The following is a 26,090-nucleotide window of genomic DNA, read 5'->3' as shown; positions in this document are numbered from 1 at the left end:
CGTCCCCGGGTTCCCGGGCCCCCGGCGGCGACCCCGGTCCGCGCGGCCCGAACGCCCGGCCGGGGGCACCGACGCGAAGGCCCCGCGCCCGAAGGGACGCGGGGCACCCCGCCTCAGTGGACCCGCCTCAGCGGCGGCCCGCCTCACCGCCCCCGTGGGCGGCCCGGCTCAGCGGGCTCTCGCCGCCTGCTTCTTCTTCGCCCCGTTCGGCCACAGCCGGGGCTTGCGCTTCGCCGCCAGGTCCTCGATCCAGCCGACGGAGAGTACGGCCAGGCCTATCAACGGCCAGATGAGCACGAACTGCCAGAACATCTCCGTCGAGTCCAGCCACGAGGAGGCCGCGTCGCTCTCCATGAAGGGCAGGTTGTAGACCTGGTCGAGTATCGGCACCGTCGCCATGATGAGCAGGTTGTGCCAGAGGTAGATCGTCACCGCTCGGTTGTTGGAGAGGGTGATGAGCTTGTCCCACTTGGCCAGCCGGCCCGGCAGCGTCTGCCACGACGGGGAGTACTGCAAAAGGATCACCACGATGCCGAACGACCAGGTCGCCTGCGCGAGCGGGATGTCGTTCAGGTCCCAGCCGTCGGGGCCGAGATGACCGGACGCCCACCACAGCCCGAACGCCATCACCGCGGCCGCGCCGGACACCGCCGCATAGCGCGGGATCTTCTTCAGCATGCCGTTGTTGTGGGCGAAGCCGAGCACCCAGCAGCTGCCGTACACGGCGAAGTCCTGGACCGCGTTGCCGGTCTCGCCGGGGATGGTGACCAGGCCGGTGCCGATCACGGCGGTAAGCGCCAGCGGGAACAGCAGGGTCGCCCACGGCACCCGGCGGAACGCCCACAGCAGCAGCGGGGACGCGAGCACGAACCACAGGTAGGCCCGCAGGTACCACAGCGGACCCGCCGCCTGGTCCGCCCAGCTGCTCTCCAGCAGCCCGGACTCGGAGCCGATGCTCAAGGGGTACGGCGGGGCGCCGATCGGCACCAGGTAGTTGAACACGCTGACCGGGCCCCAGAAGGAGCCCCCGAGGTCCGGGTCCCTCGCCGGGCTCCAGCCCTGCACGAACAGGATGCCGAGCACCAACGCGCTGAACACCCACATCGGGGGCACCAGCCTGCGCACCCTGCTCTTGATCACGGACCACGTGGGCCGGCTGAGCGAGCGCGCCATGAGCGAGCCGGCCAGGGCGAACATCACGCCCATGGACGGGAAGAGGACCGACAGCCAGGCCCAGCCGAAGAGGTGGTACACCACCACACGCACCAGGGCGACGGAGCGCAGCAGGTCCAGATAGCGGTCACGACCCGCGCCCGCCGGCTTCTTCGCCGCGGCGGCCGCGTCCGCGCCACCGGTGGCGTCGACCGCGCCGGTCGCGTCGACCGTGCCGACCGCACCGGCGGTGCCCACCGGGACCGCGCCGTTCGCCGCGTCCCCCATCTTCTGCGCGGGCATCCGCACCTCGCCCGCACCGTCGTACGGCCACCCGGCAGTGGTGTCGACCGGATGCCCGCCCGCGGAACCGGCCGGGAATCCGCCGGCGGTACCTGCCGGGTACGGGTACCCGCCCGCAGAACCGGAACCGGCCGGGAATCCACCCGCGGTACCTGCCGGGTACCCGCCCGCGGAACCGGCCGTCGCCCCCGTCGCGTCCCCGTACGGCCAGTTCCCCGGGGCCTGCCCCGAGCCGGCGGGTGCAGAGGAGCCGTAAACGGGGTCCGGGCCCGGGGGCCTCCCCGGTACGCCCGGCGGCGGTGTGCCGTCCGCCGAGCCGTACTCGTGTGCCGTCATCCGACGGGCCTCCGTTCACTGCCGCTGTCCGCGGTCCGCTGTTGCGGTATCGAACCCGGCGCCTCCACCACGCCGGTACGCCGCAGCTTCTGCCAGCGCAGCCGACCGCCGGTGAGCGCCGTCATCCAGGACCGGAGCAGGACGACGTACATCAGTTGCCGATAGAGGATCTGCTGGAGCGGCAGCGAGATGAGGTGGTTCATCTTCTCGCGGTCCAGCCGGAAGGCGTACGCGGCGCAGATCGCCTGCACCGCCAGCACGCCGAGCCAGGCGCCGACGGTCTTCTGCGTGGGTCCGAACAGCAGCCCGTAGAGCAGGAAGACGTCGATCAGCGGGGCCAGCAGCGGAGCCACCACCATGAACAGGGAGACGAACGGCAGTCCGACGCGACCGAAGCGGCCGGAGGGTCCCCGTTCCACGACGGCCCTGCGGTGCTTCCAGATCGCCTGCATGGTGCCGTACGACCAGCGGTAGCGCTGGGACCACAGCTGCTGCACGGACTCCGGGGCCTCGGTCCAGGCGCGGGCGTTCTCCGCGTACACCACGCGCCAGCCGTCGCGGTGCAGGGCCATGGTGACGTCGGTGTCCTCGGCGAGCGTGTCCTCGCTCATGCCGCCGACCCGCTCCAGCGCGGTGCGCCGGAAGGCGCCCACGGCTCCGGGGATGGTCGGCATGCAGCCGAGCATGTCGTACATCCGGCGGTCGAGGTTGAAGCCCATCACGTACTCGATGTGCTGCCAGGCCCCGATGAGCGAGTCCTTGTTGCCGACCTTGGCGTTGCCGGCGACCGCGCCGACCTTCGGGTCGGCGAAGGGCTGCACCAGCTCGCGGATGGTGGACGGCTCGAACACGGTGTCGCCGTCCATCATCACGATGATGTCGTACCGGGCGTTGGCCAGGCCGCGGTTGAGCGCGGCCGGCTTGCCCGCGTTGAGCTGGCGGATGACACGCACGCCCGGCAGGTTCAGGTTCTCGACGATGCGCGCGGTGCCGTCGCTGGAGCCGTCGTCGATGACGAGCACCTCGATCGGGTGGTCGCTCGCGACGAGGGAACGCACCGTGTTCTCGATGCACTTGGCCTCGTTGTACGCCGGGACGAGCACCGTCACCGGCTCGGTGATCGGCGCGTCGGGGCCCCAGCGGAAGTTCTTCTTGCGCACCCGGCGGGCGTGCGCCCCGGAGAGGAGCAGCATCAGGCCGAAGCGGACGAGGACGAGGGTGCCGATGACGGCGAGGCCGACGACCAGCCCGCCGGTGATGTCGTCCGAGGCCTGCACCAGGAAGATCCAGGCCCGGCCCTTCCACAGTTCGGAGCCGGTGACCGGGGTGTGCGCGCTGGGTGCGCCGAGGGCCTCGGTGAGGTTCTGGAACTTGTAGCCCTTGGCCTGGAGGTCGGGCAGGAACCTGTCGAGCGCCTCGACGGTCTGGTGCCGGTCACCGCCGGAGTCGTGCATCAGGACGATGGCGCCGTCGCCGTGCCTCGGGGTGGCCCTGCGGATGATCTCGTCGACACCCGGCTTCTTCCAGTCCTCACTGTCGGTGTTGTTGAGGACGGTGAGGTAGCCGCGGGAGCCGATGTACTTGGTGACCGGCCAGGACGCGTTGTCCATCGCGTCGGCGAAGGACGAGTACGGCGGCCGGAACAGCGACGTGCGGATGCCGGCGGCGCCCTCCAGGGCCATCTGGTTCTGGGACAGCTGCCAGTCGATGCCGCTGGGCGACTTGTAGGACAGGTCGGGGTGGTTGAAGGTGTGCAGCCCGATCTCGTGTCCCTCGGCCACGATGCGCTTGACCAGGTCCGGGTACTGCGAGGCCATGGTCCCGGTGATGAAGAACACCGCGTGCGCGTTGTGCTTCTTGAGCACGTCGAGCACCTTGGGGGTCCACGTGGGGTCGGGACCGTCGTCGAAGGTGAGGACGAGCCGGTGCCTGGGCACGCTGAGGCTGGAGATCTTGTCGCCGCGGGTGTCGATGACCGGGCCGCCCTCGATGATCTCCTCGGGCACCTTGTCGTAGGAGACCTCGGGCCTGACCCGGTAGTCGGCGAGGATCTCGCTGTGCACGTAGCCGCGCAGCATCAGCATCGCGGTCATGGCGAGCAGCAGCATGACGGGGAGCACCCAGCGCATGGGCAGCCGGCGGCGTCTCAGATTGACGGGTGCCGGGGCACGCTGGGATCTCCCGTCGCCTCCGGTGGAGCGGCGACGGTTGGAACGGGAGGCCATCAGAGGACGTTCTCCGGGGAGTTGTCGGATGCGGCGCCGGGCTGGTCGGCGGCCAGGTCGGTGGTGGCGACGGGGTCCGCCTTGGGGGCTCCCCCGGCGTTGGTGGGATTGTCGGGCGTGGGCGGGTCCGTGTCCTGGCCGGGGTCGGTCGAGCCCGGATCGGTCGACGACGGGCCCGGGTCCGGGGACGAGCCGCCGCCCCCGGTGACGGGCGGCGTGGAGCTGCCCGGGGTGTCCTTCTTCGTGCTGGACGCGGAGGGCTGGGGCTTGGTCGACGCGGCGGGCGCGCTGCCGGGCGCGGCCGGGGCTCCCGGTCCGGCGGTGGATCCCACGGGCGGGTTCACACCGGCGCTCGGGTCGACGGGGGCGGAGGGGTCGACGGAGGCGTCGGGCAGGCCGCTGGCGTCCGGGGACGGGCTGGTGGCGTCCGACTGCTGCGGGGACTCCTTGACCTTGCTCGACGGCTGTTCGTCGGAGCCCGGGACCGGGAGCGGCACCCACGGGGCGGCCGCGTTCCCGGACAGCAGCGTGACGACGATGACGACCGCGTAGACCGCGCAGGCGAGGCCGATGGCGATGCCGAGCCGGCGGAAGCGGCGGCTGCGGCGGCCGGACTCGTCGACGAAGACGGGCCGGTCGGCCTCCTTGGCGACGGGCCCGGCCGAGCCGAGAGTGCCGCCCGGCCGCAGGCTCACGGCGTCGAGCTGCACGGTCACCTCGTGCGGGTCGTGGTTCTCCCACGGGTCCTCGACCTGGACCCGCAGGGGTCCGGTGCCCGCGGGGCCGCCGCCGACCGGGTCGGCCTGGTCCGTGTCCGCGCCCGCCGACGTCCCGGGTACCGCGACATTCGGCGTTCCGGACAGTACCTGGGTCTCCGCGGCGAGCGCGGGTCCCGGCAGCATCTGCGTCTCGGCGGCGGCCGAGCCGGACGGCATCGGGGTGTCCGCGGCGGCCGGGTCGGCCGTCGTCCAGGGGTCCGCCACCGGACCCGGCCCGGGCAGCAGCTGCGTCTCCGCCGCGGCGTCCGGGTCGGTGAAGTGGCCGTTGTCGAACCAGGACCCGGCCGCCGGCCTCTGGTTCAGGCCCTCGCCGGCTCCCCGCGGGTGCCCTTGCGCACCGTCCGGACCGGTCTTCGGCCAGGCCGCCGTCGGTCCGGCGGTGTCCGACCGCGCGTCCCGGCCACCGGTCTCCGGTGTCGTTTCGGCGGGACGGCCCGATTCCGGTTCCGTGCCGGAGGAGTCAGCGGATACGAGTGACTCACTCGGGTCCGCGGCCCTCTCGCGGCCGCCTCCGGACAGCGGTCCGGAGCCGCTCGGTTGGGCGTGATTTGGCCATTTGTCGACGCGCACGTACTTCCCCCCCAGGGGCATGACTTCCAGGTGGGTTACGAATCCGGGCCTATGTACTGTCGGCGGGCAAGGACCCCCACCCGGCCCGAGCGCCCCCCTTACCACAGTGCACCCGGGCCCCTGAATGTATCGCATGTGGCCATGCCATGGAGATGGGACTCAAATGTGCACACCCATCACCACCTCGTCCATGGCCGGAATCCATTCCTCCACAGGTCTGCACAACCACCCCTCCTCGCGTGCCAGTTCGACGGCGGAACGCCTGAGCGCCTCCAATCCCGGATGAATCAGACCTTTCCGCCACACCAACGAAACCGGCGACAGGGGCACAGGGTCGACAAGAGGCCGCAGAACCGTCTGGGGCATCGCCGGAAAGTCGACCACGGCGAGGATCGGGTTCCGGTGCTTGGCCATGATCCGCCGGAATTCGGCCACGCCGATCGCGAGCGGAGCGGGCGGTGCGACGCGGATGCCGCGTCCCTCGAACAGGTCACGGGCGAGGTCCGTCCACTCCAGCGTGCGCGGATTGCCCGCGCCCGCGTACACGGTCTCCCCGGCCAGCGCGTCGAGCGGCACCTGCTCCAGGTGCGCGAGCCGGTGCCCCTCGGGCAGGATGACGGCCATCCGCTCGTACCGCACGGGCTGGTGCAGCAGTCCCTGCCGGACCACGGGGTCGAGCCCGGCGAACCGTCCGAACGACGCGTCGAGCCGCCCGGCCAGGATCTCGGCGGCGGCACCGGTCAGGCCGCTCTCGAAACGGGTCATCAGTTCCAGGTGCGGGACGCGGGAACGGGCGCGGTCCAGCACCCGCTCCCCGAACAGGCCCGGGCTGTTGACGTCGACGAGCAGCGGCCGCTCCGAGCCGCCCCGGCCGAAGGCGTCGAGCAGCGCGCGCTGCGCCTGGAGCACCCGGCGGGCGTACGGCAGCAGCCGGGTGCCCTCGGCGGTCAGCGCGACCTGCCGGGTGGTCCGTACGAACAACACGGCGCCCAGCTCCCGTTCCAGCCGCCGGATGTCCCGGCTGAGGGCCTGCTGGGCGACGTACAGCCGGGCGGCGGCGCGGGTGAAGTGCAGTTCCTCGGCGACGGCGACGAAGGCACGCAGCAGGCGGGGGGCGATGTCCTCGACGGAGAGGGGCGGTCCGGGTTCGGCAGGCACCGGCAGAACTTACAACGCGGATGCGTCAATCGCATCCGATCAGGTGTTGGACCGCAGGTCGGGCCGCGGGTGACGGTAAGCGCATGCCGCCTTCACCGTCTCTCGCAGCACCGGCCCGGAACCCGTACCGGCGTCTGTTCACCCAGCCCGGCACCGTCGCCTTCACCCTCGGCAACCTCGTCGCCCGACTGCCCATGGGCATGTTCAGCGTGAGCGCGGTCATCATGATCGCCGGCTCCCGGGGGTCGTACGCCCTCGCCGGTGCGGTCACCGCCACCGGCCTCGCGGCGACGGCCGTCGTGGCCCCCTGGATCGCCCGGCTCGTCGACCGCCACGGCCAGGCGCGGGTCGCCGTGCCCGCGACGACGTTCGCCCTGCTCGGCGGTCTTGCCCTGCTGCTGTGCGTGCACTACGACGCCCCGGACTGGACCCTGTTCGCCGCCTACGCCGCCACCGCCACGACCCCCAACATCGGCGGGATGTCCCGGGCGCGCTGGGCCCACCTCTTCCGGAGCGACCCGGAGGCCCGGCACACCGCGAACTCCTTCGAACAGGCCGCGGACGAGCTGTGCTTCATGCTGGGCCCGGTGCTGGCCGCGTTTCTGTGCGGGTCCCTTTTCCCGGAGGCGGGCACGCTGACCGGCGGGATCCTGCTGCTGACGGGCATGCTGCTGTTCACGGCCCAGCGGGCCACCGAACCGCCGCCGAGCCCCTCGGGGAGGACGGCGCCCCCGCTGCGCGCCCCCGGTATGCCGCCGCTGCTGCTCTCCCTCGTCGCCACCGGCGCGGTCTTCGGGTCGATGGAGGTCGTCACCATCGCCTTCGCGGACGCCCAGGGTCACCGGTCGGCCGCGGGTGCCGTGCTCGCCCTCCAGGCGGCGGGATCGTGCGCGGCGGGTCTGCTGTACGGAGCGGTGAAGCCGTCCGGGCCCGCCGAACGCCGTCTTCTGTGGTGTCTGGCCGCGATGGCGGCACTGATGACCCTGCCCCTGCTCGCGGCGGGCATCACCGGGTCCCTGGTCGCACTGGCCGCCGCCCTGCTGCTCGCGGGGATGGCCACCGCCCCCACGATGGTCACCACGATGACCGTGGTGCAGCACCGCACCCCCGAGGGCCGCCTCAACGAGGGCATGACCCTCGCGGTGACCGGCCTGCTCGGCGGCATCGCCTGCGGCAGCGCGACCGGCGGCTGGGCGGTCGAACACGTCTCGCCGACGGCGGGTTACGCGGTCCCGGTGGTGGCGGCGACCATCGCCCTGCTGATCTCGCTCGCGGGCGCGCGCTCAATGCGCGGCATACGCAAGGAAGACTGACCAGGCGTCGGCGTCCACCACGAAACGGGGGCCCTCGACGCCGAGTTTGGAGTCCCGGACGTGGATGGTGCGGGGGGAGACGGCGACTTCGACGCAGGCGCCGCCCTGCGAGTCGCTGTAGCTGGACCTGAACCATGTCAGGGGTTCGCTCATAGCTCCTTCGCCACCTTCCTGATGAATGCGGCCGACTCCTCAACTCCCAGAGCCTGCATACGGATCATCCCATGTACCTGCACCAGGTCGCTGACCCTATTTGCGTCAGCGTGCAGCACGCTGGTCTCCGGACCCTCAACGTACGCGAAGCGTTCGTGTTCGTCAGTCTCAAGCAGGATGAACGAGCCGTTGAGTGCGAGGCCGCCGCACCTACCGAAGGGCAACACCTGGATGGCCACGTTGCGCCGCCCGCCGATCTCCGGCAGGTGGAGCAGCTGCTGACGCATCACCTCCCGTCCGCCCACCTCCGTGCGGAGCGCAGCCTCGTAGAGGACGAAGCCGTAGACCACTTTGCTGCGAGACGTCAGCGCCCCCTGCCTTTCCAGTCGCGCTCTGACCCGCTCCTCAACTGTCTCGTCGTCCAGCGGCGGACAGCTCTCGCCGATCAGTGCTCGCGCGTACTGCTCGACCTGCAGGAGACCGGGAATCAGCCCGAGCGAGTAGTCATGCACGGCGATGGCCTCGGCCTCGAGCGCCATGTACTCCTGTGACCGCGCCGGAAACGGCTCGGGTTTCAGGAACTCGTGTGCGGCAACCAACTTGCCGCCGGCCCGGCACAGTTGGTCCGCGATCTGCAGCAACCTGAGGGTCGGTCGGCGTCGGCCGCACTCCATCGACTTGACGTACTCGTAGTCGTAGCCGGCCTCTTCGGCCAGGGACTGCCGGGTGACCTGGGCCTCCTCCCGCCACAACTTGATCTGCCCACCGCAGTAACGCCAGTTCTGCTGCGCCTGCTGGGACTCCCCCGTGGCCACGCGCCCTCACCCGCCTCCCGCCGCCGCACCGTGTACAGCCACGCCGCGTACCCGACCCGCTCCTTTCGAGGCTAGGCACAGGCCAGCAGGATTTTCCCGCCGAACGACGGAGAATCACACGCAAGGAACCCGCCGGTATGCCGACACCGCACCGCTCCCCCACCGCGCTCCCCCGGGACATCGAGTTCCGCTTCCCCCGCGACGCGCGCAGCGTGGGCCGGGCCCGGCTGCTCCTGCGCGAACAGGCCAGGTCGTGGAAGCTGCCCGACGAGGTGACGGAGACGGCGGTGCTCCTGCTCAGCGAGCTGATGACGAACGCCTACCGGCACGCGAAGGCTCCCGGCCGGGAGATCCGGGCGCGCTGCGTACTGAGCGACGGGGGCCGCCTGCGCGTCTCGGTCGCGGACGCCGAGGACACGCTGCCCACGGTCCGGGAGGCGTCACCGGAGGAGGAGTCGGGCCGGGGGCTCGCCCTCGTGGAGGCACTGGCGGACGACTGGGGCGCCGAGCCCCGCCCCGGCGGCATCGGCAAGACGGTGTGGTTCGAGCTTCACTCGGAGGCGAAGGAGAAGCTGTGCCAGGGACCGGTGGCCTTGACGGCCTGGTCGGAGTTCCCGATGTCCAGGTAGTTGCTCTGTCCGCCCGGCGGCACGGTGCAGTCCTGTGTGGTGTACAGGACGAGGTTGCTCTGCGTCTGGTTGTCGACGTTGGTCACGCCCTCGGGGAAACGGTGGCATCCGTCGATCGGCGGGTTGGTGACGGTCTCCACGACCCGGGCACCGTTGCGGCCCACGACGTGACCGGACGCCGTGTCCTGGCACGCGGTGAGCGCGAGGCCGAGCAACGCGATCCCGATGAGCGCGGCCTGCGACCGTGAAGAAGGCATCGAGCCTCCTGAGGTACGAGGAACTGCGAGGGACGTCGTCCTTCCTTCACTATCCGCCAGATCGGACGGACCCGCCCGGCGAACCGTGCGCGGCGGCCGGGGCACGACGAGAAAAGCCCCGCCGCTCGAAAGCGACGGGGCCTTGCCCACATGGGTGAAGGAGGCTCGGGAGCCTCCCGATCGTGGAGATGGCGGGAATCGAACCCGCGTCCAACGGTGCGGAATCAGGGCTTCTCCGTGTGCAGTCCGCTTCGCTTTTCTCAGCCCCGGAGATCACGCGGACAAGTCTCCGACGGGCTCAGTCACTGTGTGGTTTCCCTCTTCACCCCGTGACCGGGATCAAGGTTTAGTCCCCTAGCTGATGCCAGGATCCGGGTCGGGAACAGCCCCGGGCTGACACTCCCTTTTGTAGGAGGCTCGCTCTGCTACCTGAGATCAGGCAGCGAGGGCGAAGGCCTGCTGGGAGGAATCGCGCTTGGTGTTGGCGATTATTTTTTCGGCCTGTGGTTTACGAGATCATGGCCGCTTCCTCGACACGCTTCCCCTGCTTCGACAGCCGCTGTCGAAACCGATCATCCCCATGTTGACTTTTCAAAAACCCTCCGAGGAGGGGGTCGCACCTGCCTCGCGGTGCTGGTGCCATCGTACGTGACCAACGCGGGTCCGTGCCAGCGTATTCCCCGCGTCCCGGACCCGCCGCTACGCCCGCTGCCTGCGCCGCGCCGCCGCCACCGCGCGGTCCGTCTCGCGGCGGTCCTGCTTCTCGCGGAGCGTCTGCCGCTTGTCGTACTCCTTCTTGCCCTTCGCCAGCGCGATCTCGACCTTGGCCCGGCCGTCCTTGAAGTACAGCGCGAGGGGCACGATCGTGTGACCCGTCTCCTGGGACTTCGACTCCAGCTTGTCGATCTCCGCGCGGTGCAGCAGCAGCTTCCGCTTGCGGCGGGCGCTGTGGTTGGTCCAGGTGCCCTGGCTGTACTCGGGCACGTGCACGTTGTGCAGCCACGCCTCGTGCCCGTCGAGCTGCACGAACCCGTCGACCAGCGACGCCCGCCCCTGACGCAGCGACTTCACCTCGGTCCCCATCAGCACCAGACCGGCCTCGTAGGTGTCGATGATGAGGTAGTCGTGCCGCGCCTTCTTGTTCTGCGCGATCAGCTTGCGCCCTTTTTCCTTAGCCATAGTGCGGTCCATTTTCGCACTACGGAGGCGGTGTGTGGGAAGCGCATTAAACGGGCCTCAGGTCGAGTCGCCCAGACCGGTCAGAACCGTCTGCGCGCGCCGCAGCGCGTCCGGCCCGGCGTCCAGGTCCGGGGTGATGCCGTGGCCGTCCACGGCGTGCCCGCCGGGGGTGCGGTAGTGCCCGACCGTGAGCTCGGCGACCGCGCCGTCCGGCAGCCGGCTCGGCATCTGCACCGACCCCTTGCCGAAGGTGCGGGAGCCCACGACCACCGCGCGGCCGCGGTCCTGGAGGGCGCCGGTGAGCAGTTCGGCGGCGCTCATCGTGCCGCCGTCGACGAGCACGACCAGGGGCCGGGTGGTGTCGCCGCCGGAGCCGGCGTGCAGGGCCTGCTGGTCGCCGTCGACGTCGTAGGTGGCGACCAGGCCGCCGTCGAGGAAGACGGAGGCGGTGGTGACGGCCTCGGCGACCAGACCGCCGGAGTTGCCGCGCAGGTCGAGGACGATCCCACCGGTGGCCGGGGACCGGCGTACGGCGGTGCGGACCTCCTCGCCCACGCCCTTCGAGAACGCCGCGATCCTGACGACGGTCACACCGCCCGCCGACCGCTGTACCGTGACCGGGTCCGTCGACAGGCGGGCCCGGCGCAGCGACTGCGTCCACACGCGCCGGCCGCGTTGCAGGCCCAGGGCGACGGTGGTGCCGACGGGCGCGTCGTCGGCGTCGCCCCGCAGCAGCGCGACCACGTCGGTGACCGGCAGCCCGTCGGTCCGCTCGCCGTCGACGCTGCGCAGCCGGTCGCCCGGGCGGATACCGGCGGCCGCCGCGGGCGAGCCCGCCCGGACCTTCGCCACCTCGACCCGGCCGTCCCGCCGGCGCCGCGCCGACAGGCCGACGCCGGTGTACTGGCCGTCCAGGGCCTCCTGGAACTCCTCGTACTCGCCCCGGGAGTAGACGGCGCCCCAGAGGTCACCGCTGCGGCTGACGGCGCGTTCGGCGGCCTGAAGGGGGGACTCGCCGTCGGCCACGGCCTCGGCCGCCGCCCGGGTCACTTCCTCGGACCGGCCCACCGGCTGCACCGAACGGGCCTCGTCCTCCTGGGACTTGAGGTCGTCGTGGCCGGGCAGGGAGCCCGTCGCGGCGCCCGCCACCAGCACGCTTGCGAAGACCAATGTCAGGGCGGCCCCGGCGCGACCGCGGCGGGGCTGACGAAACAGGTCACGGCCTGACATGGCGGTGAGTCTAGGACAACGCCCCGAGGTCGCACGGTTGCTCGACCGTACGACCTCTTTGGCGTGCGTCACACCTTCAGGTACTTGCGCAGCGCGAAGAACGCGGCCAACGCCGGCATCAGCACACTCGTCGCCAGGATGAGCGGCAGCTTCGTCAGCACCGCGTCCCAGCCGATGAAGTTGATCAGATTCAGCTTCTGCGACAGGGCGAGACCGTGGTCGATGATGAAGTACCGCGCGGTCACCAGGAACGCGCAGGCGACTCCGCCGCCGATCACGCCGGCGACCGCCGCCTCCATGATGAACGGCGCCTGGATGTAGAAGCCGGAAGCGCCCACCAGGCGCATGATCCCGGTCTCACGCCTGCGACTGAACGCCGAGACACGCACGGTGTTGACGATCAGCATCAGCGCGACGACCAGCATCAGCGACATCACCGCGCGCGCGGCCCAGTTCATGCCGTTCAGCAGCCCGAAGAGGTTGTCCAGGATGCCCTTCTGGTCCTGCACGGAGTACACGCCGTCCCGCCCGTTGAAGGCGCTGGCGATGACCTTGTACTGCTCCGGGTTCTTCAGCTTGACCCGGTACGACTCCTGCATCTGGTCGGGCGTGATGGTGCCGGCCAGCGGGGTGTCGCCGAACTGCTCCTGGTAGTGCTTGTACGCCTCGTCCTGGGACTCGTAGGTGACCTTCTCGACCACCGACATCTTCTTCAGGTCGGCGAGGATCGTCTTCTTCTGGTCCTCGGTGACCGCGCCCTTCGCGCAGTTGGGGTCGCTCTGGGCGTTGCTCTTGTTGCAGAAGTAGATGGTGACGTTGATCTTGTCGTACCAGTAGCCCTTCATGTTGTTGACCTGGTCGCTCATCAGGAGCGACCCGCCGAACAGGGCGAGCGACAGGGCGACGGACACGACGACGGCGAACGTCATCGTCAGATTGCGACGAAGACCGACACCGATCTCCGACAGGACGAACTGGGCGCGCATGGCGTCTGGTCAAGCCTTTCCGTCGTGGACTGGTCAGTGCTGGTAGCCGTAGACGCCGCGCGCCTGGTCGCGGACGAGGCGGCCCTTCTCCAGCTCGATGACGCGCTTGCGCATCTGGTCCACGATGTTCTGGTCGTGGGTCGCCATCACCACGGTGGTGCCCGTCCGGTTGATGCGGTCGAGCAGCTTCATGATGCCGACGGAGGTCTGTGGGTCGAGGTTGCCGGTGGGCTCGTCGCAGATGAGCAGCTTGGGCCGGTTGACGAAGGCGCGCGCGATGGCGACGCGCTGCTGCTCACCGCCGGACAGCTCGCCGGGTCTGCGGTCCTCCTTGCCGCCGAGCCCGACGAGGTCGAGCACCTGCGGCACGGACTTGCGGATCTCGCCCTTGGACTTGCCGATGACCTCCTGGGCGAAGGCGACGTTCTCGGCGACCGTCTTGTTGGGCAGGAGGCGGAAGTCCTGGAAGACCGTGCCCAACTGGCGGCGGATCTGCGGGACCTTCCAGTTGGAGACGCGTGCGAGGTCCTTGCCCAGGACGTGCACCTGGCCGTGGCTGCACCGCTCCTCGCGGAGGATCAGCCGCAGGAAGGTGGACTTTCCGGAGCCGGAGGACCCCACCAGGAACACGAACTCACCCTTCTCCACTTCCAGGGAGACATCCCTGAGGGCCGGGTGGGTCTGCTTGGGGTAGACCTTGGAGACATTGTCGAATCGGATCACGGATGCACCACGGATCGCCGGGGGTAGGTGAGCGTGACCATACGCGAACCGGGTAGGGGCGCGCAGTCGCCGGTTGGGTTTACGTAGGGGATGTGTGTTTTTGTACGGGGCATATTCTCGCGGAGTTGATACAGAACCCACGCTTGCGGAGCGACCCGCGCGCCGATCCGGCGAACCTGGCATGGTGGGGGAGGGAACGTTCGCGCGCGCGTGGGCGTTGACTGAGTGGAACCGGTGCAAGGAGGGCGAGCGCATGACGTACGACCGGCTGGTGTGCGCGAACTGTGCGGCGCCCGTGAGCGAGGGCCGGTGCCCCGTGTGCCGTGCGAACCGCGAGCGCCTTCAGCAGGAGAACTTCTTCGCGGGCCTGAACCCTGTGGCGCTGATCGCGCTGCTGGTGGTGCTGATCGGCGCGCTGGCGCTGCTGGCCCACCAGACGGTGTAGGGCGCCACCGAGGACTACGCGGACGACGCGCAGGGGGCCCGGAGCTTGCCGCTCCGGGCCCCCTGGTCATTCACTCACCCTTACGCCGCGTACCGGACGCCGCGTACCGTGCGTGTACCGGTCGCCACGCTCAGGCAGCGGCGCCGCCGCGGCCCTCCATCAGACGCGGCAGGAACCGGAAACCGATACCGCCGGCGATCATCGTGGCGGCGCCGATCAGCAGGAACGTGGTCTCCGCGGCACCGGTCTCGGCGAGCTCCTTGCCGTTGCCCTGCGCGGACGGGTTGCGGTCCGCGCCGGTCTCGGTCAGGGCAGAGGAGCCCTGCTCCTGCGGGACGGTGTTGTTGCCACCGTTGGGGGTGGTGCCACTGTTGCCACCGCCGCTGTTGCCACCGTTGCCGCCGGCGTTGCCGGAGCCACCGCCGTTGTTGCCGGAGCCACCGTTGTTACCGGAACCACCGTTGTTACCGGAGTTGTCGTCGCCACCGCCGGGGTTGCCCGGGTTGTCGTCGCCACCGCCGGGGTTGCCCGGGTTGTCGTCGCCACCGCCCGGGTTGCCCGGGTTGTCGTCACCGCCACCCGGGTTGCCCGGGTTGTCGTCGCCACCACCCGGGTTGCCCGGGTTGTCGTCACCGCCACCCGGGTTGCCCGGGTCGTCGGGGCAGTCCGGGCCGGCACCGATGTCGCAGGGGTCGCCGTTGTCGTCGCCGCCCTCGTCGCCGCCCTGGTTACCGTTGTCATCGTCGCCGGTCAGCGACACGTTCGCCTTGATGCCGGTGCCGCCGATGCCGGCGTTGACACCGAGGTCGAGGGCCGAGGCCGCGCCCGCGGCGGTCAGCGAGGCGCCGGCTGCGATCACGGCGCCGGCCGCGATACGCGCGACACGAACCCGCGTCTTCTTCGTCATATGGTTGCTACCCCCAGTAGCTGAATCGTCTTCGAGCGGCGCGCGGGGCCGTGATCAACGGGGGTGGTTGGCGCAGTTGCAGATCCCCCCGGTTCACATGCGCCCCAGAAATGCGCATGCCACGTTTTACCCTTCCCGCTTTTCAGGGGAGCGTCAAGGTCGTTGCGGGCGTGATGTCCAACTGTGCCTTGTTTGCACATGGTTGGAGTCTGTGAGTGTGACGTAAAACCCGGACATCGCCCAACAGAAAAGGCAACTACCGCTGCAGGAGCGGCAGTTGCCTTGTCGACAAAGAGTCGGCTGCTGGTTTCCCGGGCTGCTACTTGCCCTGGTCCTGCTGCTTGCGCCAGCGAATTCCCGCCTCCAGGAACCCGTCGATCTCACCGTTGAACACGGCCTCGGGGTTGCCGACCTCGTGCTCGGTGCGCAGGTCCTTGACCATCTGGTACGGGTGCAGGACGTAGGAGCGCATCTGGTTGCCCCAGGAGTTGCCGCCGTCGCCCTTGAGGGCGTCCATCTTGGCCTGCTCCTCCTGGCGGCGCCGCTCGAGCAGCTTGGCCTGGAGGACGTTCATGGCGGTGGCCTTGTTCTGGATCTGCGAGCGCTCGTTCTGGCAGGAGACGACGATGCCGGTGGGGATGTGGGTGATGCGCACCGCGGAGTCGGTGGTGTTCACGCCCTGGCCGCCGGGTCCGGAGGACCGGTAGACGTCGATACGCAGGTCGGACTCGTCGATGTCGACGTGGTCGGACTGCTCGACGACGGGCAGGATCTCGACGCCGGCGAAGGAGGTCTGGCGGCGCCCCTGGTTGTCGAAGGGGGAGATGCGCACCAGGCGGTGGGTGCCCTGCTCGACGGAGAGGGTGCCGTAGGCGTAGGGCACCTGCACGGCGAAGGTGGTCGACTTGATGCCGGCCTCTTCGGCGTACGACGTCTCGTAGATCTCGGTCTTGTAGCCGTGCTGCTCGGCCCAGCGCAGGTACATGCGCTGAAGCCGCTCGGCGAAGTCGGCGGCGTCGACGCCGCCGGCCTCGGCCCGGATGTTCACGAGCGCCTCGCGGGAGTCGTACTCCCCGGAGAGCAGCGTCCGGACCTCCATCTCGTCCAGCGCCTTCTTGACGTCGGCGAGCTCGGCCTCGGCCTCGGCGCGGGTGTCCGGGTCGTCCTCGGCCTCGGCGAGCTCGAAGAGCACGTCGAGATCGTCGATCCTGCCGCGCAGGGCCTCCGCCTTCCTGACCTCCGCCTGGAGGTGGGAGAGCCGGCTGGTGATCTTCTGCGCCTCGTCCGGGTTGTCCCACAGGGAGGGCGCGGCCGCCTGCTCCTCGAGCACGGCGATGTCTGCCCTCAACTTGTCGAGGTCCAGAACGGCCTCGATCGACTCCATGGTCGAGGAGAGGGACTTCAGCTCTTCGGATACATCGACGACTGCCACGCAACCAGCGTAACGGCTCCGCCGGCCGACAAACGCCGCACGCCCCCGCCCTCCCGGGGCACACAGACCCCACAGGGCCCACCACTCCCAGACGCCCCGCCCTCATGAGACCCCACCACGCACGGGACGCACCCACCCACTGGGCCCTACCACGCACGGGACGCACCCACCCACTGGGGACCAGCGCCTACGGGACGCACCCGCCTACTGGGCCCACCGTGTACGGGAGGCACCCACCCACTGAGCCCCAGCACCTACGGGACGCACCCGTCCGCTGGGCTCACCGCGTACGGGCACACCCACCCACCAGGCCCCACCCCGTACCGAGCACCGCCCCCTCCCGGCCCACCTCCCCACCCACCGAGACGGGTGGGCGGGTGGGAAACCGGGGGTGCAGGGGCAGAGCCCCGCCGGGGTCTGGGGCGGAGCCCCAGGGCGGGACCTCTCAGCCCACCGAGTCGGGCGGGCGGGTGGACGAAAACAGGGACGCAGACGGCACCCCGCAGGGGCCGGCCCCCAAATCCCGGCGTCACGGAGACGCCGACTGCCCCGGCACCCCCGATGTCCCGTCCGCCCCGTCCCCCGACGACGCCCACCACACCCCCGCCCCGAGCACGCCGGCGACCACCACTCCCGCGATCCCCAACGTCACCCTGCGCCGCCGCGCGGCGGCGCGATGACGCGCGGCCGAACCGGGCCGCGGCGCCCCCACCGCCCGCGGCACCCGCGCCGTCCCCCGCGCGCCCCCCGCCAGCTCGTCCGGCGCCGGCACCCGCATCGACGTGTGCGTGTCCCGGTTGGAGTCCGGCCTCGCCCCGGGCACCAACGGGACCGCTCCCCGTCGCCGTACCCGCTCCCCGGCCCCGCCCTCAGACCCGGCCCCGGCCCCGGCCCCGGCCGATTCCGCGGACCGGCCGGACAACGACTCCCCCGGTTCCGGCTCCTGCTCCGGCTCCGCACCCGGCTCGTCCACATCCAGCGGCGGCATCCCCACGAGCATCGGCTGGAGCTCCCTGAGCCGGGCGCCCAGCTCCGAGGCCCGCAGCCGCGACGCCGGCGCCTTGGCCAGGCACTGCACGATCAGCCGCCACAGCTCGTCCGGGATGCCCGGCAGCGGTGCCACCGTCTCCGTGACGTGCCGGCGCAGCACCGCGCCCGGATGTCCGCCGCCGAACGGAGTGAAGCCCGCCAGCAGCTCGTACAGGACCGTGGCCAGCGCGTAGATGTCCACGGCGGCCCGCGGGGGCAGCCCCTCCACGATCTCCGGCGCGAGATAGTCCGGCGTACCGATGATCTTCGTCGCCCGGGTCCGCTTCGGCGAGTCGATGAGTTTGGCCACACCGAAGTCGGTCAGCAGCGCCGGATGCGCACCGCCGGGGCCCAGCGGCCCCTCCATGTCCAGCAGCACGTTCTCCGGCTTGACGTCCCGGTGCACGACCCCGGCCGCGTGCGCCGCGGCGAGCCCGTCCGCCACGTCGGCCACGATCGCCACGGCCGCCTCGGGCGCCAGCCGCCGCTCCCGCTCCAGCCGGGTGCGCAGGTCCGTACCGCGGACCAGGTCCATGACGAGGGCCAGGTCGTTGCCGTCGACCACCAGGTCCCGTACGGAGACCACGTTCGGGTGCTCCAGACCCAGCAGCGCCGTCCGCTCCTGTACGAAGCGGCCCACGAGTTCCTGGTCGGACGCGAGGTCCTCGCGCAGCAGCTTGACGGCGACGGGGCCGTCGGGTCCTTCGCCGAGCCACACCGTGCCGGCGCTGCCCCGCCCCAGGATCTGGTTCGCGGTGTACCGGCTACCGATCTTCCGTGCCAAGACTGCTCCTACAGACGCGTGTTGCCGACAAAGCTACGCGTCCGACGAGCCAACCCTCACCACGGAGCCGGAATTCACCTCCCGGCTGTCGACAAATCCCCAGAACCGCGCCTAGTTGCCATTGCCGCTGCCACCGCCCAGTTCCTTGACCCAGTCGCTCACGTCGCCGGCCCAGGAGCTCAACTGCTCCCAGTAGCCCTTGCCGGTCCCGATCCAGTGCTGCAACGGCGTCAGTTCCCAGATGAGCCAGCCGGCCACCACCAGGATGATGATCGTGAACAGGCAGCCCTTGAGGCAGCCGAGCCCGGGGATCTTCATCGGGTTCGCGCTCCGCTGCCGCGGCGGCCTCGGCTCGCGTGCCGGCTGCCGGGGCTCCGGCTGGGCGGGCGGCGCGTACCGCTGGGGCTGTTGCTGCTGATAGCCGCGACCGGGCTGCGCCTGGGGACGCGGCCGGCGCTGCGGCTGCTGCTGGGGCCGGGCGACCTGCCGCTGGGGGCGGCGGCGCAGCGGGTCCTCGCCGGGGTCCAGGTACTGGACCTGCGTCTGCTCGTTGCGGTCGCGGGCGGCGCGCAGCTGGTTCTGCCAGGGGTGCGGCTGCTCGGGCTGCTGGTCCCCGTAGGGCCCGCCGCCGGCGCCGTTCATGTCGCCCGGCGCTCCCTGCGGCATCGGCGGCATCACGCGCGTGGAGTCGGCGCCGCCGTGCGCGGGCAGCGTTGTGGTCGGATCGGCCGCGCCGGGCGGGCCGGAGTGCGGCAGGACGCTGGTCGCGGCGTTCGGGTCGTACGACGCGGCGCCCTGCGGCAGCACCTGTGTGGGGTCGGCGGCGCCGGGGATGTCGGAGGCGGGCACGGTCGCGGGCGCCGGATCGGGCATCAGCAGCGCCCCCACGGCCTCCGCTGCGGCGATCTGCGCGGGGTTCGCGTGCACGCCCACGCCGTCGGCGACGACACGCAGCCCCCGGGCGAGGTTCTCGGCGCTGGGCCGCTCGTCGGGGTTCTTGCTCAGGCAGCGCTCGATGACCGTCCACAGCGGGTCGGGGATGGTGGACGGGCGGCGCGGTTCGGCGCTCAGGTGCTGGTGCAGGACCTCGAGCGCCGAGCCGCCGGAGAACGGCGGCCGGCCGGTGACCAGCTCGTACAGCAGGATCCCGGCGCCGTAGACGTCGACCGCGGAGGTCTGCGGCCGGCCCTCGGCGGACTCGGGCGCGACGTACGCGGGCGTGCCGACGAACTCGTGGGTGCGGGTGAGTCCCGGGGAGTCGGCCAGACGGGCGATGCCGAAGTCGGTCAGCATCGGGTGCATCTGCCCGCCGTCCTGCTTGAGCAGGACGTTGGCCGGCTTCAGGTCGCGGTGCACGACCCCGTCGGCGTGGCTCGCGGCGAGCGCGTCGGCGATCTGGGCGGTCAGCAGCGCGGCGGCCACGGGCGTGAGGGGGCCGTTCTCCCTCAGGTAGCGGTGCAGGTCGGGGCCGTCGACGAGGTCCATGACCAGCGCCAGCAGATCGCCCTCGACCACCAGGTCGCGCACCCGCACGATGTTCGGATGGGTCAGCCGGAGCAGGACGGACCGCTCCCGCAGGAACCGCATCACGATGTCGGAGTCGTTCGCCAGCTCCTCCTTGAGGACCTTGATGGCGACGGTCTCCCCGGGCTGCCCGGGCACGGCTGCCTCCGCGCCCGCCGCCTCCCTCCCCCAAGCTCCTGCGACGAGCTCCGGAGCAGGGGGTGCCCCCATGCGGGCTCGCCAGACGGTCCCGGTGGCACCGCGTCCGAGCGGCTCCTCCAGGAGGTACTTGCTGCCTACCGGCCGCACGTCATGCGCTCCCTGTTGCTTGCGTAGCTTGCATTGCTTGCGTTGCTTGGGCTGCTTGCCTGAAGTTGCTTACTTGCCTGAAGTTGCTTGCCTGCGTGAACCCGCGCTTCCGGGGCGTCCCGCGAGTGCCGGGACCCGCCACACGGGTGTTCCGACCCACTTTAGTTTGCCGCCCCCCGCGGTGCCGGACGGTCGAGCTGTCGCGCCCGGTCCCGCGCCCGGTTGTCCGCCCGCGCCGCGCCGGCTCCTTCCACGGCGACGTACGCACGGGGCTCCGTACATGTTCGATGGAAAGACGCTCGGCTCGGGTCGCTTGGTTGCCCGGTACGGACGTGAACGATCTCAAGCAGGCATCGAACGGACATCCGCCGAGCATCGGCCGGGAACTTTTGCGGGCAGAGCCGACCAATCAAGATCACTTGCCGGTGGGCGGCGGGCGCGGTGTCGGTGGCAGGTGCGAGGATGCCTCCAGAACTGGCCGACGTGCTCGTCCGGCGGTGGGGGAAAGTCCGCGGTGGGGGACCGCGGGGCGGTTTCGCCCCACGCCGGTCGCGGGCGCCCGCGCAGAAGGGACTGCTGACGGCGATGCAGATCCGGCTGACCGTCGTAGATCCGCAGGGCCCGCCCTCCCCCACGGTCCCGGCCTCGCAGGAGCAGGCCGGCCACCCACCGGCGCGGAGCCGCTCCGCGCGCTGCGACGTGCTGGTCACGGCGCCCGCCGGCACCGCCCTGGCCGCGGTGGCCGCGGCGCTGGCCGCGGCGGTCTGCGGCGAGGGGACCTCGGCGTCCGAGCGGGGCGGCCGGGAGCGGGGCGCGTCCGGCGGCCGGGAGCCGGGGACGGGTCCCGTGGTGCTGTACGCGGGCGCGGAGCGGCTGGACGCCCAGCGCTGCACGCTCGGCGAGCCCCCGCTGCTCGACGGCGCGGTGCTGTCCCTGGGCGCCCCCGCCGACCCCGAGCCGCACCCCGAACTCGACGACGCCCCGACCCAGCTGCACGTGGTCGCGGGGCCGGACGCGGGCGGGGTGCACCTGCTGCACGGCGGGCAGATCACGGTCGGCCGTTCCGCCGACGCCGACGTGCCGCTGGACGACCCCGACGTCTCGCGCGTGCACTGCGCGGTGACGGTCGCCCCCGACGGCGGCGTCTCGGTCGCCGACCTGGGCTCCACCAACGGCACGGTGCTGGACGGCAGCCCCGTCGGGTCCCGCCCGGTCCGCTTCGCCCCCGGGGCGCTGCTGCGCATCGGCGAGTCGGCCCTGCGCCTGACACCGGCCGCGGGACCGGACGCTCGCGTACGCACGACACCCGACGGGGAGGGCCATGTGCGGTTCCCCTCCGAGGGCGCGCCCGCCACCACGGCCGCCTCCCCCGCTCCCGCCCCCGCACATGAGCGCGTACAGGACGGCGCGGGCGACGGCCACGGCAGCGGTGCGCGAGGCGCGGACCCGCACACGTACGGCGATGCCACGGGCCCGACCGTGACCCACCGGGGAACACTCGCGCCGCACCCGCCGGAAACCCGGGCGCCCGGATCCTCAGAAGCCTCCGCGGCCCCCGCGGCCCCCGCGCAGGCCGGCGTGCCCCGGACCGAGAGCGGCGACGGCGCTCCCGGCACGACGCCCGCGCCGGTGCCCTTCGCCATCACGGCCGACGGCGGCACCGGCGTACCGCAGGTCCTGCGGCGGCGCGGCGGGCTCGGCGCGTGGGCGCGGCGGCTGACCGGCGGGCGCGGCGAACAGGGGGCCGACCGGCGCGGGACGTACGACGGCACGGCGGAGGACGTGCGCGCGCAGGACGCGCCCGCGTGGCGCACCGCGCCGCAGCTCCCGGACACCTGGCCGGACCCGGCGGCGCTGCTGCTCGCGGCCCTCGGCCCGGGACCGCGGCTGTGGGAGCGCGGGCCGGGGCACCCGGAGGCGCTCACCGTGCGGCTCGGCACGGCCGACCGGCCGGCCCCCGACGGTTCGGGGCTGCTGCCCGCGGTCCCGGTCACCACCGACCTGCGCGAGGTGGGGGCACTGGGCCTGGCCGGACCGCGCGCCCGCCTGTCCGGGCTGGCCCGCGCGGTGCTCGCCCAGCTCGCCGCGGCGCACTCCCCGGACGCGCTCGAGATCGTGCTGCTCAGCGCCGACGGCACCCGCCCGCTGGAGGAGCGCACCGCCGAGTGGTCCTGGCTCGGCTGGCTGCCCCACGTCCGCCCGGCCCACGGCCAGGACTGCCGCCTCCTGCTCGCCTACGACCGCGAGCAGGCCGCGGCCCGCACGGACGAACTCCTCCGGCGCGTGGAGGACCGCACGGCGGACCACCCGGGCGGCGCCCTCGCTTCCGGGACAGGCCCCGCGGTCGGCGACCACCGGGCCCAGGACGCGCGCGACGACGCCCGGTGTCCCTCCTGGGTGCGGGACGAGAACGCGGTGGACGAGCCGGGCTTCGCCGGGCCGTACACGGTGGTGGTCGTGGACGGCGACCCGGGCGGCGCGACGGTGCGCGAGGCGGTGGCACGCCTGGCGCACGAGGGCCCCCGGGCCGGGATACACGTCGTGTGTCTCGCCGAGACGACACCCGCCTCGCCCGCGTCCCCGGTCACGGACACCTACGAGGCGGCGTGCGCGGTGACGCCGGCGTTCGGGGCGTGCGGAGCCGTCGCCCTGCTCAGCGGCGACGTGGCGACGGCGCTGCGGCTGATGCGCGTCGCGGGACACCCGGCCGCGGCGCACCGGAACAGCGGATCCGAGCGGTTCCGACGACACGCGGACGCCCTGCGCGCACCGCGCGCCGACGCACCCGCCCAGGCCCCGGCGGCGCGGGCCCCGCACCGCACCCCCATATCCCCCGGCACCGTCGCCGTCGTCGACGCGGTGTCCCTCGCCTGGGCCGAGCGGTTCGCGCGGGCCCTGGCGCCCCTGCGGACGGACGGGCCCGGAGCGAACCGGCCGGCCCGGGTGTCGGCGCCGCTGCCCCTGTCGGCGCGGTTGCTCGACGAGCTGGGGCTGGCGCGGGCCACCCCGGCCTCGCTCCAGGCCCGCTGGGCGGACGCGGCCGACGACACGGCGGCCCTGGGCGGGCGCGCCGGGGCGATACTGGGCGCCGGTCCGCGCGGGCCGGTCTGCGCCGACCTCGTGGCCGACGGACCGCATCTGCTGATCGAGGGGCCCGCGGGCAGCGGCCGTACGGAACTGCTGCGCTCCGTCGTCGCCTCGCTGGCCGCCGCCGAGCGGCCCGACCGCCTCGGCATCGTGCTGGTGGACGGCCGGGACGGCACCGGCGCGGGCGGCGGGCACGGCGACGGCCTGCGGGTGTGCACGGACGTGCCGCACGTGACCACCCACCTCACCGCCAACGACCCCGTCCGCATGCGGGAGTTCGCCCAGTCGCTGAGCGCCGAGCTGAAACGCCGGGCCGAACTGGTCGGGCTGACGGACTTCACCGAGTGGCACACCCGACGCGAGGTCTCCGGCCGCCTGGTCTCCCCCCGCACACCGACGGCTTCCGGCACGCCCGGCCCGGCCACCCCGACCACCCCGACCTACGGGGCGCCGACCGCCCCGAGCGCGGCGGCCGGCGCCGACACCGCCCGCGCCCCGCAGCGGACGACGGCGACCCGCGGCAGCTTCGAGCCGGGACGCACCCCCACGGGCCCCGCCGGCCCGAGCACGGCCCACCCGGGCGTACCCGGCGCGCGGACGAGCGGCGCGGGCGCCGCCGGCACCGGTGACGCGGGGGATCTCGACAGCCCGCCCAGTTCGACGATGCGGCTGCGGCCCGCCGCCGCCCGTCGGCAGGCCGGCACCGCGCCGCCGCTGCCCCGGCTGGTGGTCGTCGTCGACGACCTGGACGCGCTGGTCTCGCCCTCGCTCGGGTCGCCCGGCCGGCCCTCGGCCGGGTCGGTGATCCGCGCGCTGGAGGCGGTGGCCCGGGAGGGCGAGCGGCTCGGCGTCCACCTGGTGGCGGCCACCACGCCCGGCGGCCGTACGGCGCAGACCGAACCGGCGCGCCGGGCCGCGCTGCGGGTCACGCTGGACGCACCGGCACCGGGACCGGACGAGCCGGCGCCCGGACGTGGGCGGCTGGCCTGTCCGGACGGCCGCGTGACGGCGTTCCAGGGCGGTCGCGTCACCGGCCGTATCCCCCGCACCGCGACCCAGCGCCCCACGGTCGTGCCGCTGGAGTGGCACCGCATGGGCGACCCTCCCACCCGGCGCTCGGTACGGGAGTTGGGCAACGGGCCGACCGATCTCGCTCTGCTGGCAAGCGCGTTGGAGCGCGCGGCGCGGGAGGTGTCGGCGGCCCGCGTTCCCTCGTTGCTGTGACCGGTCCCGCTGCCGTGATCGACATCTGACGCGGAGTCACGACGTGGTCACGATCGCCCGGTTGACGCCGTGGGCGCTCTTGCCGACTCCCGGACCCCGGCGTACACCAGAGCCCACGGGACAGCGTTCGGACGTTCGACGAGGAACGGAGAACGGGGCAGTCATGCGCAGCACGAGCAGCACCCTCCTCAGTCACCGGGCCGCGAGGACCGCGGCGGCCGTCGCCGCGGGGGCACTGGCCCTCTCCCTCACCGCGTGCGGCGGCACAAGCGACAACAAGAAGAGCGGCGACGACCACAGCGGCGGCGGGGCCACGGAGACCGCCGCCTCCGTCACCCTCCCCAAGCTGGACGGCGCGACGCTGGAGGTCGCCGCCGTCTGGACCGGCGGCGAGCAGAAGAACTTCAAGCAGGTCCTCGCCGAGTTCGAGAAGCGCACCGGCGCGAAGGTCACCTTCGTCCCCGCCCAGGACCCGATCATCAACTTCCTCGGCTCCAAGATCGCGGGCGGTCAGCCGCCGGACGTGGCGCTGCTCCCGCAGCCGGGGGCCATCAAGCAGGCCGTGGAGAAGAAGTGGGCCAAGCCCCTCGGCCAGGAAGCCCAGGAGCAGCTCGCCAAGAACTACTCGCAGGGCTGGCAGGACCTCGGCAAGGTCGACGGCACGCAGTACGCCGCCTATTACAAGGCCGCGAACAAGTCGCTGATCTGGTACAACGCCAAGGTCTTCGAGAACGCGGGGGCGAGTGAGCCCAAGACCTGGAAAGACCTGCTGAGCGCCGCGCAGCAGGTCTACGACTCCGGGGTCACCCCGTTCTCCGTCGGCGGCGCCGACGGCTGGACCCTCACCGACTGGTTCGAGAACGTCTATCTCTCCCAGGCCGGGCCGGAGAAGTACGACCAGCTCACCGACCACAAGATCAAGTGGACGGACCCGTCCGTCAAGGACGCGCTCACCACGCTCGCCCAGATCTGGTCCAAGAAGGACTACGTCGCGGGCGGCCCGACCGGCGCGCTGCAGATCGAGTTCCCGGCCTCCGTCACCCAGACCTTCACCGGCGGCGACCAGCCGAAGGCCGGCATGGTCTACGAGGGCGACTTCGTGCAGGTCAACATCGGTGAGACCAAGGCGAAGGTGGGCACGGACGCGAAGGTGTTCCCGTTCCCGGCCGTGGGCTCCACCGCGCCGGTGGTCTCCGGCGGCGACGCGGCCGTGATCCTGAAGGACTCCAAGGCGGCCCAGGCCCTGGTCACCTTCCTGGCCTCGCCGGACGCGGCGACGATCCAGGCGAAGCTCGGCGGCTATCTGTCCCCGAACAAGAACGTGCCGAACTCCGCGTATCCGAACGAGGTGCAGCGCACGATCGCCCAGGCGCTGATCGCGTCGGGCGACTCCTTCCGCTTCGACATGTCCGACCAGGCCCCGCAGGCCTTCGGGGGCACGCCCGGCAAGGGTGAGTGGCAGGACCTCCAGGACTTCCTGAAGAACCCCTCGGACGTGGCGGGCACCCAGGCGAGGCTGGAGAAGGACGCGGCGGCGGCGTACGGCGGCGGGAGCTGATCCG

General features: G+C 72.1%; 20 protein-coding genes and 1 other RNA gene. 5 read left to right on the top strand and 16 right to left on the bottom strand.

Features of this window, described 5'->3' with window-relative positions:
* Positions 1–168: 168 nt before the first annotated feature.
* The 4 genes from ACIHCX_RS27615 to ACIHCX_RS27600 all read right to left on the bottom strand — a co-directional run bounded on the left by ACIHCX_RS27615 (position 169) and on the right by ACIHCX_RS27600 (position 6,529).
* On the bottom strand, positions 169–1,455 hold the full coding sequence (locus ACIHCX_RS27615) for an acyltransferase (RefSeq protein WP_400034042.1): 1,287 nt from the start codon (positions 1,453–1,455) through the stop codon (positions 169–171).
* Between the two features lie 332 nt (positions 1,456–1,787).
* On the bottom strand, positions 1,788–4,016 hold the full coding sequence (locus ACIHCX_RS27610) for a glycosyltransferase (RefSeq protein ID WP_400034040.1): 2,229 nt from the start codon (positions 4,014–4,016) through the stop codon (positions 1,788–1,790).
* The gene (locus ACIHCX_RS27605) at positions 4,016–5,386 is read right to left on the bottom strand and encodes a hypothetical protein (protein WP_400034039.1); all 1,371 of its coding nucleotides are present in this window, start codon (positions 5,384–5,386) and stop codon (positions 4,016–4,018) included. The genes ACIHCX_RS27610 and ACIHCX_RS27605 overlap by 1 nt, the downstream gene beginning before the upstream one ends.
* A gap of 138 nt (positions 5,387–5,524) precedes the next feature.
* Complete coding sequence (locus ACIHCX_RS27600; protein WP_400034459.1) at positions 5,525–6,529, bottom strand: LysR family transcriptional regulator; 1,005 nt, start codon at positions 6,527–6,529, stop codon at positions 5,525–5,527.
* 77 nt (positions 6,530–6,606) lie between these two features.
* Between ACIHCX_RS27600 and ACIHCX_RS27595 the strand changes: the two genes are divergently transcribed.
* Positions 6,607–7,836, top strand: a complete 1,230-nt coding sequence (locus ACIHCX_RS27595) for an MFS transporter (RefSeq protein WP_400034037.1) — start codon at positions 6,607–6,609, stop codon at positions 7,834–7,836.
* Here ACIHCX_RS27595 and ACIHCX_RS27590 read toward each other — a convergent pair.
* Both ACIHCX_RS27590 and ACIHCX_RS27585 read right to left on the bottom strand, forming a co-directional pair.
* Entirely contained in the window at positions 7,807–7,989 is a 183-nt protein-coding gene (locus ACIHCX_RS27590; protein ID WP_400034035.1) for a DUF397 domain-containing protein, read from the bottom strand. The two genes, ACIHCX_RS27595 and ACIHCX_RS27590, sit on opposite strands and share 30 nt — an antisense overlap.
* Positions 7,986–8,804: a helix-turn-helix domain-containing protein gene (locus tag ACIHCX_RS27585; protein WP_400034033.1), complete on the bottom strand. Its 819-nt coding sequence runs from the start codon at positions 8,802–8,804 to the stop codon at positions 7,986–7,988. Before ACIHCX_RS27585 ends, ACIHCX_RS27590 begins: the two co-directional genes overlap by 4 nt.
* Positions 8,805–8,941: 137 nt before the next feature.
* Between ACIHCX_RS27585 and ACIHCX_RS27580 the strand changes: the two genes are divergently transcribed.
* Positions 8,942–9,433, top strand: coding sequence for an ATP-binding protein (locus ACIHCX_RS27580; protein ID WP_400034031.1), 492 nt, complete (start codon positions 8,942–8,944; stop codon positions 9,431–9,433).
* Here the strand turns inward: ACIHCX_RS27580 and ACIHCX_RS27575 are convergent.
* The 6 genes from ACIHCX_RS27575 to ftsE form a co-directional block, all read right to left on the bottom strand.
* Positions 9,355–9,690, bottom strand: coding sequence for a hypothetical protein (locus tag ACIHCX_RS27575; protein ID WP_400034029.1), 336 nt, complete (start codon positions 9,688–9,690; stop codon positions 9,355–9,357). The genes ACIHCX_RS27580 and ACIHCX_RS27575 overlap by 79 nt on opposite strands.
* A gap of 180 nt (positions 9,691–9,870) precedes the next feature.
* Positions 9,871–10,270, bottom strand: a transfer-messenger RNA (tmRNA) gene (gene ssrA, locus ACIHCX_RS27570).
* Between the two features lie 119 nt (positions 10,271–10,389).
* On the bottom strand, positions 10,390–10,869 hold the full coding sequence (gene smpB, locus ACIHCX_RS27565) for an SsrA-binding protein SmpB (protein ID WP_400034027.1): 480 nt from the start codon (positions 10,867–10,869) through the stop codon (positions 10,390–10,392).
* Positions 10,870–10,926: 57 nt separating this feature from the next.
* Complete coding sequence (locus tag ACIHCX_RS27560) at positions 10,927–12,099, bottom strand: S41 family peptidase (RefSeq protein WP_400034025.1); 1,173 nt, start codon at positions 12,097–12,099, stop codon at positions 10,927–10,929.
* A 68-nt stretch (positions 12,100–12,167) separates the two neighbouring features.
* Positions 12,168–13,085, bottom strand: a complete 918-nt coding sequence (ftsX, locus tag ACIHCX_RS27555; protein ID WP_400034023.1) for a permease-like cell division protein FtsX — start codon at positions 13,083–13,085, stop codon at positions 12,168–12,170.
* 33 nt (positions 13,086–13,118) lie between these two features.
* Positions 13,119–13,808 (bottom strand): cell division ATP-binding protein FtsE, encoded by a 690-nt coding sequence (gene ftsE / locus ACIHCX_RS27550; protein WP_225078664.1) that lies wholly within the window; start codon positions 13,806–13,808, stop codon positions 13,119–13,121.
* Positions 13,809–14,061: 253 nt separating this feature from the next.
* Here ftsE and ACIHCX_RS27545 point away from each other — a divergent pair, with 253 nt between their 5' ends.
* Positions 14,062–14,253, top strand: coding sequence for a hypothetical protein (locus ACIHCX_RS27545; protein WP_400034020.1), 192 nt, complete (start codon positions 14,062–14,064; stop codon positions 14,251–14,253).
* A 130-nt stretch (positions 14,254–14,383) separates the two neighbouring features.
* Here ACIHCX_RS27545 and ACIHCX_RS27540 read toward each other — a convergent pair whose 3' ends face one another.
* The 4 genes from ACIHCX_RS27540 to ACIHCX_RS27525 form a co-directional block, all read right to left on the bottom strand.
* Entirely contained in the window at positions 14,384–15,160 is a 777-nt protein-coding gene (locus ACIHCX_RS27540) for an LPXTG cell wall anchor domain-containing protein (protein ID WP_400034018.1), read from the bottom strand.
* 319 nt (positions 15,161–15,479) lie between these two features.
* Positions 15,480–16,592 carry a peptide chain release factor 2 gene (gene prfB / locus ACIHCX_RS27535; protein WP_400034016.1) on the bottom strand — a complete coding sequence of 371 codons (1,113 nt, stop codon included), beginning with the start codon at positions 16,590–16,592 and terminating at the stop codon, positions 15,480–15,482.
* A gap of 529 nt (positions 16,593–17,121) precedes the next feature.
* Entirely contained in the window at positions 17,122–18,405 is a 1,284-nt protein-coding gene (locus tag ACIHCX_RS27530; protein WP_400034014.1) for a serine/threonine-protein kinase, read from the bottom strand.
* A gap of 111 nt (positions 18,406–18,516) precedes the next feature.
* Positions 18,517–20,217: a protein kinase gene (locus ACIHCX_RS27525; protein ID WP_400034012.1), complete on the bottom strand. Its 1,701-nt coding sequence runs from the start codon at positions 20,215–20,217 to the stop codon at positions 18,517–18,519.
* Between the two features lie 585 nt (positions 20,218–20,802).
* On the opposite strand from ACIHCX_RS27525, the gene ACIHCX_RS27520 reads away from it, so the two are divergent.
* Both ACIHCX_RS27520 and ACIHCX_RS27515 read left to right on the top strand, forming a co-directional pair.
* A complete protein-coding gene (locus ACIHCX_RS27520; RefSeq protein ID WP_400034457.1) occupies positions 20,803–24,528 on the top strand; it encodes an FHA domain-containing protein in 3,726 nt (1,241 codons plus the stop codon).
* Positions 24,529–24,691: 163 nt separating this feature from the next.
* Positions 24,692–26,086 (top strand): ABC transporter substrate-binding protein, encoded by a 1,395-nt coding sequence (locus ACIHCX_RS27515; RefSeq protein WP_400034010.1) that lies wholly within the window; start codon positions 24,692–24,694, stop codon positions 26,084–26,086.
* Positions 26,087–26,090: the final 4 nt, after the last annotated feature.

It is taken from the genome of Streptomyces sp. NPDC052043 (assembly GCF_044548235.1).
Lineage (GTDB): Bacteria > Actinomycetota > Actinomycetes > Streptomycetales > Streptomycetaceae > Streptomyces.
The sequence above is the reverse complement of the archived record's forward strand: the minus strand, read 5'-3'. Positions and strand labels throughout refer to the sequence as shown.